This is a genomic window from Bradyrhizobium brasilense (assembly GCF_029714345.1).
GTDB classification, from domain to species: domain Bacteria; phylum Pseudomonadota; class Alphaproteobacteria; order Rhizobiales; family Xanthobacteraceae; genus Bradyrhizobium; species Bradyrhizobium australafricanum.
Genome location: NZ_CP121669.1, coordinates 4736668 through 4749936 on the forward strand (window position 1 = coordinate 4736668; position 13269 = coordinate 4749936).

General features: G+C 65.2%; 15 protein-coding genes. 10 read left to right on the plus strand and 5 right to left on the minus strand.

Translation table 11 applies throughout. From position 1 onward, the window contains the following. The first annotated feature begins 4 nt into the window (after nucleotides 1–4). From QA635_RS22270 to QA635_RS22295, 6 genes are all read left to right on the plus strand, one after another. A complete protein-coding gene (locus QA635_RS22270; RefSeq protein WP_253608630.1) occupies nucleotides 5–1105 on the plus strand; it encodes an ABC transporter ATP-binding protein in 1101 nt (366 codons plus the stop codon). Between the two features lie 29 nt (nucleotides 1106–1134). Next, nucleotides 1135–2124 (plus strand): hydroxyacid dehydrogenase, encoded by a 990-nt coding sequence (locus tag QA635_RS22275; protein ID WP_283061473.1) that lies wholly within the window; start codon nucleotides 1135–1137, stop codon nucleotides 2122–2124. Nucleotides 2125–2193: 69 nt separating this feature from the next. After that, nucleotides 2194–3618: an amidase gene (locus QA635_RS22280; RefSeq protein ID WP_168856371.1), complete on the plus strand. Its 1425-nt coding sequence runs from the start codon at nucleotides 2194–2196 to the stop codon at nucleotides 3616–3618. A 142-nt stretch (nucleotides 3619–3760) separates the two neighbouring features. Continuing rightward, the gene (locus QA635_RS22285; protein ID WP_283061475.1) at nucleotides 3761–4411 is read left to right on the plus strand and encodes a hypothetical protein; all 651 of its coding nucleotides are present in this window, start codon (nucleotides 3761–3763) and stop codon (nucleotides 4409–4411) included. A 55-nt stretch (nucleotides 4412–4466) separates the two neighbouring features. Next, the gene (locus tag QA635_RS22290) at nucleotides 4467–5240 is read left to right on the plus strand and encodes a transporter substrate-binding domain-containing protein (protein ID WP_283061477.1); all 774 of its coding nucleotides are present in this window, start codon (nucleotides 4467–4469) and stop codon (nucleotides 5238–5240) included. 172 nt (nucleotides 5241–5412) lie between these two features. Next, a complete protein-coding gene (locus tag QA635_RS22295; RefSeq protein WP_283061478.1) occupies nucleotides 5413–6249 on the plus strand; it encodes a DUF2147 domain-containing protein in 837 nt (278 codons plus the stop codon). A 164-nt stretch (nucleotides 6250–6413) separates the two neighbouring features. On the opposite strand, the gene QA635_RS22300 is transcribed toward QA635_RS22295, so the two are convergent. Next, the gene (locus tag QA635_RS22300) at nucleotides 6414–6818 is read right to left on the minus strand and encodes a (R)-mandelonitrile lyase (RefSeq protein ID WP_016847553.1); all 405 of its coding nucleotides are present in this window, start codon (nucleotides 6816–6818) and stop codon (nucleotides 6414–6416) included. Nucleotides 6819–6841: 23 nt separating this feature from the next. Continuing rightward, complete coding sequence (locus QA635_RS22305) at nucleotides 6842–7540, minus strand: ribonuclease activity regulator RraA (protein WP_076828879.1); 699 nt, start codon at nucleotides 7538–7540, stop codon at nucleotides 6842–6844. Between the two features lie 212 nt (nucleotides 7541–7752). Between QA635_RS22305 and pxpB the strand changes: the two genes are divergently transcribed. The 4 genes from pxpB (at nucleotide 7753) to QA635_RS22325 (ending at nucleotide 10887) form a co-directional block, all read left to right on the plus strand. After that, a complete protein-coding gene (gene pxpB, locus QA635_RS22310) occupies nucleotides 7753–8484 on the plus strand; it encodes a 5-oxoprolinase subunit PxpB (protein WP_283061483.1) in 732 nt (243 codons plus the stop codon). After that, nucleotides 8481–9515 carry a 5-oxoprolinase subunit C family protein gene (locus QA635_RS22315; protein ID WP_283061485.1) on the plus strand — a complete coding sequence of 345 codons (1035 nt, stop codon included), beginning with the start codon at nucleotides 8481–8483 and terminating at the stop codon, nucleotides 9513–9515. Before pxpB ends, QA635_RS22315 begins: the two co-directional genes overlap by 4 nt. A 30-nt stretch (nucleotides 9516–9545) precedes the next feature. Continuing rightward, the gene (locus QA635_RS22320; protein ID WP_225161694.1) at nucleotides 9546–10319 is read left to right on the plus strand and encodes a LamB/YcsF family protein; all 774 of its coding nucleotides are present in this window, start codon (nucleotides 9546–9548) and stop codon (nucleotides 10317–10319) included. A gap of 151 nt (nucleotides 10320–10470) precedes the next feature. Then, nucleotides 10471–10887, plus strand: a complete 417-nt coding sequence (locus QA635_RS22325) for a hypothetical protein (protein ID WP_283061487.1) — start codon at nucleotides 10471–10473, stop codon at nucleotides 10885–10887. A gap of 74 nt (nucleotides 10888–10961) precedes the next feature. On the opposite strand, the gene QA635_RS22330 is transcribed toward QA635_RS22325, so the two are convergent. The 3 genes from QA635_RS22330 to QA635_RS22340 form a co-directional block, all read right to left on the minus strand. Beyond that, entirely contained in the window at nucleotides 10962–11114 is a 153-nt protein-coding gene (locus QA635_RS22330) for a hypothetical protein (protein WP_211986830.1), read from the minus strand. 331 nt (nucleotides 11115–11445) lie between these two features. Beyond that, nucleotides 11446–12603 (minus strand): CmpA/NrtA family ABC transporter substrate-binding protein, encoded by a 1158-nt coding sequence (locus tag QA635_RS22335; protein WP_283061488.1) that lies wholly within the window; start codon nucleotides 12601–12603, stop codon nucleotides 11446–11448. Then, nucleotides 12600–13190 (minus strand): ANTAR domain-containing response regulator, encoded by a 591-nt coding sequence (locus QA635_RS22340; RefSeq protein ID WP_028332037.1) that lies wholly within the window; start codon nucleotides 13188–13190, stop codon nucleotides 12600–12602. Before QA635_RS22340 ends, QA635_RS22335 begins: the two co-directional genes overlap by 4 nt. Between the last annotated feature and the right edge of the window lie 79 nt (nucleotides 13191–13269).

The following is a 13269-nucleotide window of genomic DNA, read 5'->3' on the forward strand; positions in this document are numbered from 1 at the left end:
ACTTATGGCTGATGTCAGTTTGCGGAAGGTTGTGAAGCGTTACGACGAGGTCGAGGCGGTGCGCGGCATCGACCTTGATATCGCCGACCATGAGTTCGTGGTGCTGGTCGGGCCGAGCGGCTGCGGCAAGTCGACGACGCTGCGGATGATCGCCGGCCTCGAGGACATTTCCGACGGCGACATCATGATCGGCGGCGACGTCGTCAACGACGTGCCGCCGAAGGACCGCGACATCGCGATGGTGTTCCAGAACTATGCGCTCTATCCGCATATGACCGTTGCCGAGAACATGTCGTTCGGTCTGCGGCTGAAGCACTATCCCAAGGCGGAGATCAAGAGCCGGGTCACCGAGGCCGCCCGCATGCTCGACATCACCGATCTGATCGACCGCAAGCCGAAGCAGCTCTCCGGCGGCCAGCGCCAGCGCGTCGCGATGGGACGGGCGATCGTGCGCAATCCGAAGGTGTTTCTGTTCGACGAGCCGCTGTCCAACCTCGACGCCAAGCTGCGCGTGCAGATGCGGATCGAGATCAAGAAGGTGCATCAGAAGGTCCGCACCACGACCGTCTACGTCACCCACGACCAGGTCGAGGCGATGACGCTCGCCGACCGCGTGGTGGTGATGAATCACGGCAGGATCGAGCAGATCGGCACGCCCAACGAGCTCTATCACAAGCCGGCGACCCGGTTCGTCGCAAGCTTCATCGGCTCGCCCGCGATGAATTTCGTGCCCTGTCGGCTCGAGGACACCGGCGGCAAGCTCAACGTGCGGCTGACCGATCGCCTCGCCTTCGCGCTGCCGCCGGCACGCGCCGCCCGCTACCAGGCTCTCCCCCGCACCGACAAGCTGTTGCTGGGCATTCGGCCCGAGCACGTCATGGAGGCGCGGCCGCATGCCGAACCCGGCATCGAGCCGTTCGACGCGATGCTCGACGTCACCGAGCCGATGGGGATGGAGACCCTGGTCTATTTCACGCTCGAGGGCACCCAGGTCTGCGGCCGGGTCAATCCCAATGCCGGTGCGCAGGATGGCAGCCCGCTCCGATTGGCTGTGGACCTCAACAATATGCATTTGCTAAACGAGGTGACCGGCGTCGTCCTTTGACGGCGCACAAGAAACCTCAAGGGCAGGAAATGGCCACCAACAAGAAGAAGATTTTCGTCACCCAGACTTTGTCACCGGGGGCACGGGTGCTCCTCAACGAGCGGGATGACGTAGAACTCATCGAATTTCCCAACCTGATCTCCGCCAAGGACTTTCAGACCATGCTCGAGCAGCATGCGCCGGTCCATGGCGTGGCGCTGGGCGCAACCCGCTTCGGCGAGGCGGAGCTGGAGGCGTCCAAGGGCATGATGGTGGTGACCCGGATCGGTGTCGGCTATGACGCCGTCGACGTTCCGGCGCTGTCGCGCCGCAAGGTGCCGCTGATGGTCGCTGGCACGGCGAACTCGCCGTCGGTCGCCGAACAAGCTGTGTTCATGATGCTGACGCTGGCCAAGCGCGCGCAGGAAATGCACACGATGGTCAAGGACGGCACCTGGGCGAGCCGGCTCGGCGTGCTGCCGTTCGATCTCTACGGCAAGACCGTCCTGATCGTTGGCTTCGGCCGCATCGGCACCCGCACCGCCAAGCGCTGCCTCGCCATGGAAATGAACGTGCTGGTCTACGATCCCTACAAGCCCGCCAGCGAGATCACGGCAGCCGGCTGCGAGGCCGTGTCGAGCCTCGAAGCGGCGCTGCCGCGGGCGGACTTCGTCACGATCCATTGCCCGAAGAATCCCGAAACCGTCGGGCTGTTCAACGCCGCGCGGATCAGGCTGATGAAGCCGACCGCCTATCTCATCAACACCGCCCGCGGCGGCATCGTCGACGAGACGGCGCTGCACGACGCGCTGGTGTCGGGCAAGCTCGCCGGCGCCGGCCTCGACGTGTTCGAGGTCGAACCGCCGCCGGTCGGCCAGCCCCTGCACGCTTTGCCCAACGTGATCATGGCGCCGCACGTGGCAGGCGTCACGGTCGAGGCCGTCGACCGCATGAGCGAGCAGACCGCACGCAATATCCTGAGCGTGCTGGATGGCAATCCGCTGCGCCAGAACGTGATCAACCAGGACGTCCTCGGCTGAGCTTTCAGCCTTCCTCGTTTGCGCCGCGGCCGATCCGAAAGGATCGGCCCGGCGATGCGGAGTACCCACATGGCTTTCAAGGAATTCGGCAACTACGATGCGGTCGGTCTCGCCGAACTCGTCCGCAACAAGGACGTGACGCCGAAGGAACTGCTCGACGAGGCGATCGCGCGCACCGCCGCCGTCGATCCGAAGATCAACGCTGTGGTCGTCAAGCACTACGACTATGCCGAGCGCCAGATCGCCAAGGGGCTGCCTGACGGTCCCTTCACCGGCGTGCCGTTCCTGCTGAAGGACCTAGATCTGCTCGAGGGCACACGCACCACGTCGGGCGCCAGCCTGCTGAAGGACTTCGTCGCCGATCACAACGGCACCCTGGCCCAGCGTTTCCTCGATGCCGGGCTTGCAATCTTCGGCAAGAGCTCGAGCCCGGAATTCGGCCTGATGCCGACGACTGAATCCCGTCTGTTCGGCCCCACCCGCAATCCCTGGAATCTCGACCATTCCTCCGGCGGCTCGTCCGGCGGCGCTGGGGCTGCGGTCGCGGCCCGCATCCTGCCCGTCGCGCATGCCAGCGACGGCGGCGGGTCGATTCGGATCCCCGCCTCCGCCTCCGGCGTGTTCGGCATGAAGCCGACGCGTGCCCGCAACCCCTGCGGGCCCGATCGCGGCGAAGGCTGGGGCGGCTTCTCCGTCGGCCATGTGCTCAGCATCAGCGTCCGCGACAGCGCGGTGATGATGGATGCGATCCACGGTCCGGAGCCGTCGAGCCTCTATGTCGCGCCGCCGCCGGAGCGACCGTTCTCGCAGGAAGTCGGCCGCGATCCCGGCCATTTGCGCATCAGCTTCACCGACAAGTCGCCCTACGGCGATGCCATCGATCCCGAGATCGCCGCGGCGGTCCGCGACGTAGCCAAGCTGCTGGCGGGGCTCGGCCATCATGTCGAGGAGCGTGCGCCGCCGCTGGCGGCCGATCCCGCCGCGGTCATGACGACCATCGTCGGCGGCAACACGGCGCTGACGATCCGTCTACTCGAGCAGCGCGTCGGGCGCACCCTGACGTCGGACGATGTCGAGCGGCTGACGCTCGCCAGCGCCCAGAATGCGACCAAGATGAACCCGGCCGACTACGTCGCCGCGCAGCTTGCGGCGTTCCAGATCTCGCGCGCGCTTGCGACCTTCTTCGAAGGTTGCGACATCTTCCTCAGCCCGACGCTGTGCGCACCGCCGCTCCGCCTCGGCGAGCTGAACACGATGTCCGAAGACCTCGGCCACATCGCGCCGGTGCTGCGCCGCTACATGCCGGGCACCTCGATGTTCAACATGTCCGGACAGCCGGCAATGTCGGTGCCGCTGGCCTGGAACAAGGCCGGTCTGCCGCTCGGCATGATGTTCGCGGCCAAGCTCGGCGAAGAAGGACTGCTGTTCCGCCTGGCCGGCCAGCTCGAGCAGGTTCGCCCTTGGAAGGACCGACGTCCGCCGGTTTGTGCCTAGCGACGCTTTCAGGCGAAACGGATCCCGCTTCGCCTCAAGACTGCGCGCCAGAACCGCCGGGGCTGACAAACGATAGTTAGATCAGGTAGATAGGGAGAGCGTCGCCACGATTCCGCGCGCCGTCAGCCTGGGAGACCAAACCGTGAATGACCCGACCGACAATGCGCTGGCCGCAATCGCGAGCATTCTCGACCAGACGACCACACCTCCCGAGACCTCCAAGTCGACCGACAAGACGGCGGGCAAGCCAGTTGAGCCCGCCGCGGAGCCGCCGGCGTCCATAGCGATGCCGCCGCCTTTGCCGCCGTCCATCCAGGTCGAGTCCATCGCGGCCGTGTCCGTCGATGCCGCGCCTGCCGAGCCGACGGCGGTCGAGCCGCCTCCGATCGAGGCGCCCGAGCCGGTCGAACAGCCTGAGCCAAGTAAAGCTGAGGCAAGTGAACCGGAGCCAACCGAACCGGAGCCGAGCGAGCCGGAAGTGGAGCCGGAGTCGATCCAGCCGCCGCCCCAATCGATCGAGGCCAATGGCTATTCCAAGTCCGGCCCGGGCCCGATGGCCGCGCTGCGCTTCCGCTGGACGGTGCGCCAGGACGGCGCCGAATATTATGTCGACGAGACCGTCGGCGAGGCATCGACCCCGCTCGTCAACGGCCCGATGGAGCGGGACGCCGCGATCAAATTCGTCGACGATCGCGAGGCCCACGCGCGGCGGCGTTTCGAGCATTTCAAGCACGAGATGCTCAGCCGCACTGCGACCATCAATCAGGCGAGCAAGGACAGCAACGAGGCCTGAGACGCGATACGTGCCCTTCGGGCATCGCAATCAAATGCGGATGGAGAAGACCCCGATGTTTCGCGCGCTGGCCGGCCTCGCCTTCGCCTTGCTCCTGTCCACCGCGCACGCGCAGCAGGCACCGTCTCGGCTCGATGAGATCGTCAAGCGCGGTATCCTGCGCGTCGGCATGACCGGCGACTATTTGCCCTTCACCTATCTCGACAAGGAGACCAAGGCTTTCCGCGGCTTCGACGTCGACATGGCGCAGTCACTCGGCAAGGCGCTCGGCGTCAAGGTCGAGTTCGTGCCGACATCGTGGCCGCAGATGACCAGGGATTTCGAGGCCGACGATTTCGACATCGCGATGGGTGGCGTATCCATCACCTTCGATCGGCAGAAGAAGGGTCTGTTCTCGACGCCGATCATGCGCGAGGGCAAGACGCCAATCGCGCGCTGCGCCGACAAGGGCAAGTTTGAGACGATCGCCGAAATCGACAAACCCGGCACCCGAATCATCGTCAATCCCGGCGGCACCAATGAGCGCTTCGCGCGCGCCCATGTGAAAACCGCTGAGATCCGCGTCTTCAACGACAACACCAAGATCTTCGACGAGATCGCCAAGGGCGACGCCGACCTGATGATGACCGATGCATCCGAGACGCGCTATCAGCAGAAGCTGCATCCCGGCGTGCTGTGCGCCGTGCATCCCGACAAGCCGTTCGACTTCGCGGAAAAGGCCTATTGGATGCAGCGCGACGTCGCCTTGAAAGCGTTCGTCGACCAATGGCTTCACATCGCGCGCGAAGATGGCAGCTACGCGAAGATCTACGCCACGTGGTTCGAATAGCCCGCGCCACGCTCAGAATTTGAAGCGCACGGCCTGAAACCAGACCGCAATCCAGCGATTTGAACCTAGACCGCGAGGCTACGACTCATGTTCTGACCGTGATCTGGAACACGTTCAACGGGGTGGTCACCGGATAGCCTTGCGAACGAGGCTCCCTGCACCGGAGGTCGGGATGAGAAAGCTTCTGGCGATCGCCACGCTCGTGCTGGCAAGCACGGCCGCAGCGCAGGCGCAGTACACATTCGATTACGGCGGCCGCACTATTCGCATCGATCCCGATCGCGGCACGGTTTCGATCCCCGGCGTCTACGACAATACTCCCCGCCGCACCAAACGCGCCAAAAGCGAGGACACCGAGCAGAAGCGCAAGGCTCCGAAGGAAGCCAACACGGACGCCAAGTCGGACACTAAGACGGACGCTAAGACGAATTCCCAGGCCGCGCCGCCCAGCGCGCCAGCAGCGGCTGCTCCGCCTGCCGTCGATCAGGCCGCCGTCCCGCCGGCGCCTGCCGCAACAACGACAGATCCGGCCAGCACGGGCGTTGCGGCCACGCCGCCTTCAGCTACAGCCGCGACCACACCGCCGCCGCCCGCGGCGCCAGCCGTCCAGCAAACTGCGCCGGCTGCAAAGCCCACCACCGCTCCAACGGTTGGCGCCGCCTCGCCGAGCGCTCCAGCGCCCAAGCCGCTCGCCAATCCCGTGCAAGCAGCGAACTCGCCGCTCGGCGTCTGGCTCACCGAAGAGAAGGAAGGCAAAATCCGCATCGAGCAATGCGGCGCCAATCTCTGCGGCTACGCCGTCGACAAGAAATCGAACGCCAACGGCGAACAGGTTCTAATCAACATGAAGCCGGGCAAGGACAAATGGAGCGGCCGCATCTTCGATCCGAACAGCGGCAGCACCTACGATTCCACGATCGCGATGAAGCGCCCGGACACGCTGCGCGTCCAGGGCTGCGCGTTCGGCGGCATGTTCTGCGGCGGCCAGACCTGGACGCGGGTGAATTGATTGCCTGCAAATCGTAGCCCGGATGGAGCGAAGCGTAATCCGGGATTTTCACCATGGGAGAGACCGCCCCGGATTGCGCTTCGCTCCATCCGGGCTACGGTCTCATAAAATCAAAAGCCCCGCCTGATAAGCGGGGCTTTCATCTTTTGAACTGCTGCGGCTGCTCAGCCGACCTTGCCGTTGTATTCCTCGTCGGTGACGTGCTCCATCCAGGTCGAATAGACGCCATCGAGCGCCTCCTGCATGGCGATGTGGGTCATGCTGTTGTCCGGCGAGGCCCCATGCCAGTGCTTCTCGTTCGGCGGAATCCAGACGACATCGCCGGGACGAATCTCCCTGATCGGGCCGCCCTTGGCCTGCACGCGCCCGATGCCGGAGATCACATACAGCGTCTGCCCGAGCGGATGGGTGTGCCAGGCGGTGCGTGCGCCGGGCTCGAACGACACGCGCGAGGCGTTGAGCCGCGCCGGCGCAGGCGCCATGTTGATCGGGTCCTGCAGCACGGTGCCGGTAAAGTTCTCCTTTGGCGCGCGGCGGGTCGGCCGCGAGCCGGAAACGTGGATGTCCATGGGGTTACCTCCCTTTCTTGACGTTATTTCTTGGTGGCGGCGTAGCGCGCCTTGGTCTCGGCATTCATCGGATACAGGCCGGGCAGCTGGGCGCCATTGTTCACCTCGTTGACGATCCAGGCTTCCATCCGTTCCTGCTCCGGCCCCTCGGCCAGCACGTGATCGAGGAACGCCTGCGGGATCAGCACCGCGCCGTCCTGGTCGGCCACCACCACGTCGTTCGGGAATACGGCAACGCCGCCGCAGCCGATCGGTTCGCCCCAGCCGACGAAGGTCAGACCTGCAACCGACGGCGGAGCCGCGTAGCCGTCGCACCACACCGGCAGGCCGGTGCCGAGCACGCCCTCGACGTCGCGCACCACGCCATCGGTGATCAGCGCCGTCACCCCGCGCTTGGCCATGCGGGCGCAGAGGATGTCGCCGAAAATGCCGGCATCGGTGATGCCCATGGCATCGACCACGGCAATGCAGCCCGCCGGCATCGCCTCGATCGCGGTGCGGGTCGAGATCGGCGACGACCAGGATTCCGGCGTCGCCAGATCCTCACGGGCCGGCACGAAACGCAGCGTGAAGGCCGGTCCGACCAGCCGCTTCTGCCCGGGCTTCAAGGGCTTGGTGCCGCGCATCCAGATGTTGCGCAGGCCCTTCTTGAGCAGGACGGTGGTGATGGTGGCGGTGGACACGTGCGACAGCGTCGCGATCGCTTCGGCGGACAGTGACATCTGGAAAGCTTGCTCCGATGGGAGGAAAAGACTGGCGCATGTTGCCGGGCAAAGGCCTTGCGTCAAGGGCTGCGCGAAAAAGCTGCGATCATCCAAATTTATCGCCGGCATGCCGATTAATTTATTGAAGTTGCTGCATCATTTTGCACGAAGCGAATTCCGTTTTATCTCGAAACACGCTAGCTTGATGGCTGACGACAGCGCTTGACCCAATGGCCGAACCCTTAAGTCCTCCCCGCCTTTTGCCGAGTGGCGACAGCGCCATCACGGTGGAATTCAGCCGCACCATCGACGACGCCGCCAACCGGCGGGTGCTGGCGCTCGACCGCGTGATATCCGCCGAGCCGATCGCCGGCATCACCGAGACCGTGCCGACCTACCGGTCGCTGCTGGTGCATTACGACCCCGTGCAGATCACTTTCGATGGGCTGGGCGAGCAGCTGCTCGCACGCGCCGCCAAGGCGCCGCCAACCGAGACCGGAACGCGGCGCTGGCGGATTCCCGTGACCTATGGCGGTGAGCACGGCATCGATCTCGAGGATGTCGCGAAGGCGCTCCAAACCACGCCCGACCAGATCGTGGCACGCCACGTCGCCGGCGACTATCGCGTCGCCATGATCGGCTTCACACCGGGCTGGTCCTATCTCAGCGGACTGGAGACCTTCCTGCACATGCCGCGGCGCAAGGATCCGCGGCTCCTGACCCCGGCTGGCACCATTTCGATCGGCGGCATCCAGACCGGCGTGCAGTGTCTGGCCGGCCCGAGCGGCTGGCACCTGCTCGGCCGCACGCCAGTGAGGACCTACCAGTTGCATCGCGATCCGACCTTCCTGCTGGAGCCGGGCGACGCCATCACCTTCACGGCGGTCGACGCCAAGACCTTTGCCGAACAGGACCGCGCCGCCGAGGCCGGCGAGTTCGTCGCCGAACTGGTGACGCCATGAGCAAGCTCGTCGTCACCTCGATCGGCCCGGCAAGCTCGGTGCAGGACGGCGGGCGTCCGGGCTCGCAGCGCTACGGTCTCGTGCCGAGCGGCGCAATGGACCGGCTTTCGCTGGCGGCCGCCAACACGCTGGTCGGCAATGACCTGTTCGCCGCCGCGGTCGAGATCGGCCCGTTCGGCGCCAGCTTCACCGCGCGCGGCGGCGCGGTGCGCGTCGCCCTCGCCGGCGCGTCGCGCAATGCCGATATCGGCGGCCGGCCAGTCGCGTTCGACAGCTCGGCGACGCTCGCCGAAGGTGAGACGCTCACTCTCGGCTTCGCGCGCGGCGGCTCGTTCAGCTATCTCGCGATCGAGCACGGCATCGAAGGCGAGCCGATGTTCGGCAGCCTCGCCGTCAACGCCCGCGCCGGGCTCGGCAGCCCCTACCCGCGGCCGCTGCAAAGCGGCGACGAGTTGACGACGCAGGCCGCAAGTGGCGCGCCCGAACGCCGCATCGAATTGCCGGCCGCGACCGATGCACCGATCCGCATCGTGTTCGGCCCGCAGGACGACGAGTTCGCCGAGGACCACAAGAAGCTGCTGGTCGACAGCGAGTGGAAGATCTCGGCGACCAGCGACCGCATGGGCTATCGCCTCGAAGGTCCCGCCATCAAGCATCTCGACGGCCACAACATCGTCTCCGACGGCACCGTGAACGGCAGCATCCAGGTGCCCGGCAACGGCCAGCCGATCGTGCTGATGCCGGACCGCGGCACCAGCGGCGGCTATCCGAAGATCGCAACCGTGATCACGGCCGATTTCGGTCGCTTCGCGCAGATATCGGCCGGCCGGCCGTTCCGCTTCAGGGCGGTGACGATGGCGGAAGCGCAGGCCGAGGCGATCAAGTTCCACGAACTGCTGCGTTCCCTGCCCGACCGCCTCCGTGGCATTGAGGATTTTGGCCTCAACATCGAAGCGCTGCGGGATGCGAATGTCGCGGGTCAGGCCGTCAACGCTGTCGATGTGTCGACCTGGCAAGTTGCGCTACCCTGAATCTGTACAACAACAGACGGATCGATCGTCATGACTTCAACTATCGACCTCAATTGCGATCTCGGCGAAAGCTTTGGCCCCTGGGAAATGGGCAATGATGTCGCGATGATCGAGCTTGCGACCTCGGTCAACGTCGCCTGCGGCTTTCATGCCGGCGACGCCGACATCATGCGCAAGACGGTCGAGCTGGCGAAGGCGCGCGGCGTCAGCGTCGGCGCCCATCCCGGCTATCGCGACCTGCACGGCTTTGGCCGCCGTCCGATGCCGGGACTGACGTCCTCGGAGATCGAGAACCTGATCGCCTACCAGATCGGCGCCCTGCAGGCGATCGCGACCGCGGCCGGCCACAAGGTCACCCATGTGAAGGCCCATGGCGCGATTTCCAACGTCGCCTGCGAGGACGACATGACTGCAAGGGCGATCGCCAATGCGATCAAGGCAGTCGACCGCAATCTCATCTTCGTGGTGCTTGCCAACTCGAAGCTGGTGCGCGCGGGTGAAGCGGCGAATCTGCGGATGGCGCATGAGGTGTTCGCCGATCGCGCCTATGAGGACGACGGCAACCTGGTGTCGCGCAAGAAGCCCGGCGCGGTGCTGCACGATCCCAAGGCGATTGCCGATCGCGTGGTGCGGATGGTGCAGGACGGTGCGGTCGTCTCGGTCACCGGCAAGGTGATCAAGATGCAGACCGATACCGTCTGCATCCATGGCGATACGCGTGGCGCCGTCGAGATCGCGCGCGGCCTGCGCGAGGCGCTGAAGCAGGCGGGCATCACCGTTGCGCCGTTCAAGACCGCGCATTGAGCCGCGAACGCATCGATCAAAAAAGGGCCGGTCGCCGCGCCGGCCCTTTTAGATTCCGTTAAGAGTCTTCTTAAACCCAAACTTGCCGTTTGATTGTTAGGTGCAGCTTCCGAGCCTTTGATTGTCCTCTTAGGAAATTGGGTACGAAAGCATGTTCCGCACCAGCCTCTCTCTCACCATTGCCGCGGTTGCTACCGCCGCCTTCACCAGCGCGGCATCCGCCGGCTGCTACAGCTGCTATACGCCGCCGCCCCAGCCGTGCACGACCTGCTATCAGGTGCAGAGCGTGCCGCCGCAGTATCGCACGGTGCAGGAGACCGTCATGGTGGCGCCGGGCCGCGTCGTCGCGCATCGCACGCCGGCACAGTATCGCACCGTGATGGTGCCGAGGACGGTGATGGTCGCGCCCGAAGGCGTCGCCTATGAGCGCATCCCGCCGCAATACGCCACCCAGGAGCGCACCCAGATGGTCTCGCCGGGCTATTCCTACTACGCGCCGGTTCAGCCGACCTGCAGCACCTGCGGCGGCGGCTACGGATACGGATATGGTCGCGGCTACGGCTACTGAGCTGTCAGCATCCAGCCAACACAAAGCCGCCGCCTGAGGATATCAGGCGGCGGCTTTTGAATTTTCCGAAGGGCTCAGAACGGGTGGACGGACAGCGTGCCGAACACGATGGCCGCGATCACCGCAAAGGCGCTGTACAGCGCCGCGGTGTGAACTCCGGTTCCGGACTTCCGTGAAATGTTTCGCGCGTAAAGGTGCAGGCGGGCTTCCGCCGATAGCTCGCGCATGGTCGATCTCCAACGCCCCATTCTCGGGCATATGGAATATCGTTCGCGTCCGGATTCAAGCGGGCGGCAAAAATAGCGATGCCGCCGCCTTCGGGAACTCGGTTCCGAGAGGAATATTCCTTCTCGCGCGCCCGGCCGAGAATCCTATTCGCCGCAATTCGAGGCGTCCGGAACCCCGCGATAACCGAAAATCTCGAAAACAACCCCATGCAAAGTAGCCGGAGGTCGATAGCCGAGGCGCTGCCGCCGCCGCGCCTGTTGCCCATCCTTGTCCCGGCAACAAGACGCACCGGTCGTGCACGTGCCGCCTGACGCGGCCGCTGCGTCGCGCTCAGGCCTTCCAGCGCCCGATCTTGAACGCCGCCAGATGCCCGGGAACGTCGCTCGGGTCGAACGGCGGGCCGGCGAACGCCCCGATGGCGCTGGAGGTGACGGCCGGGCGATCCGATGCGGCGTCGTAGAGGTCGGGCCTGAACACGGCCATGGCGGTTTTCAGCGCTTCCGGCCGGTACGGCGTCTGGCCCCAGCGAACCATCTGCGCATAGAGCCAGGCCGCCTGCCCCGGATCAGGCCGCGCCGCCGCCTCGCGCCCGACCAGCAAATAGCGATTGCTCTCGCGCATGGTGCCGTCGGGCGAAATCTTCAGGTGGCCATCGAGCGTGCGCTGGATGACGCTGGCATCGACGCCGATCCGCTCGGGCTGCGCCAGGATGCGCGCGACCTCGGACCGGTTCTCGGGCCGCTCGATGAACTCCACGGCGCGCAGATGTGCACGCACCAGCGCCGCCACGATGTCGGGATGCTTCTCCGACCAGTTCTGCCGCACTGCCAGCACCTTTTCCACCGCGCTGAGCAGGATGTCCGAGACGAAATGCAGGATGTGGCCGATGCCAAGATCGACCGCGATCGAATTCCAGGGTGCGCCGACGCAGAACGCGTCGACATGACCGTTGGCAAGACTGTCGACCATGTAGGGCGGCGGCAGCACCACAAGCTGGACATCCTCATCGGGATCGACGCCGCCGGCGGCCATCCAGAACCGCAACTGGTAATTGTGGGTCGAGAACGGGAAGGTCATGCCGAACGTCAGCGGCTCCGCCCCGCTCTTGCGCCGCTTGGCCACCACGCGGGCAAGCGCGTGTGCGGTTGCCATCGGATCGAAGCGGTCGCCGTCGATCTCTTCCATCAGCGCGGCGTGCAGCGCCGGCGATACGGTGATGGCATTGCCGTTGAGCCCGAGGTTGAAAGGCGCCGCGATCGGCACCTTGACGTGACCGAGCCCGAGGCTCGAGGCGATCGCCACCGGCGCCAGCAGATGAGCGGCGTCGAACAGGCCGATATTGAGCTTGTCGCGGACGTTCGACCACGACACTTCCCGCACCAGCGTGACGTCGAGGCCTTCGGCCGCCGCGAATCCCTTGTCGACGGCAACGATCAGCGCGGCAGCGTCGACCAGCGGAATGAACCCGATGCGCAATGGTGTGGTCATTTCAGGAGCTCCGACGCCGTCAGGATCGATTGCGCGATCTCGCCGATTTTCTTTTTCTCGCGCATCGCGGTCGAGCGCATCAGCACGTAGGCCTCCTCCTCGGTCAGTCCCTTCACCTTCATCAGGATGCCCTTGGCGCGATCGATCACCTTACGCTCCTCCAGCGCGTGCTTGGTGCGGTCGAGCTCGTCCTGCAGCTTGGCGAAGGCATTGAAGCGGGAGACGCACAGATCGAGGATCGGCTTCATCCGCTCCTTCTTGAGACCGTCGACGATGTAGGCGGAGACGCCCGCCTCGACCGAGGCCTGGATCGAGGCGGCGTCGCTCTGGTCAACGAACATTGCGATCGGCCGGCGGACGGCACGGCTGACCTGGAACATTTGTTCCAGCACGTCGCGACTGGGGTTCTCGAGGTCGATGACGATGATCTCGGGGTCGAGAGCATAGATTCGCGAGAGCAGGCTCTGCATCTCGCTGATATGCACGACGTCCGTATACCCGGCCTCCCGCAGTCCCTCCTCCAGGATGGCCGCACGGATCGGGCTCTCGTCGACTATGACGATCTTGGGAGACGATTCAGCGCTCATCGACAACTCTTAAGGCCCGGCAGATGCATCCATATCATGCCGTAAGCCCCGGGAAAGGGTTGTAATTCTCGGCAATTGG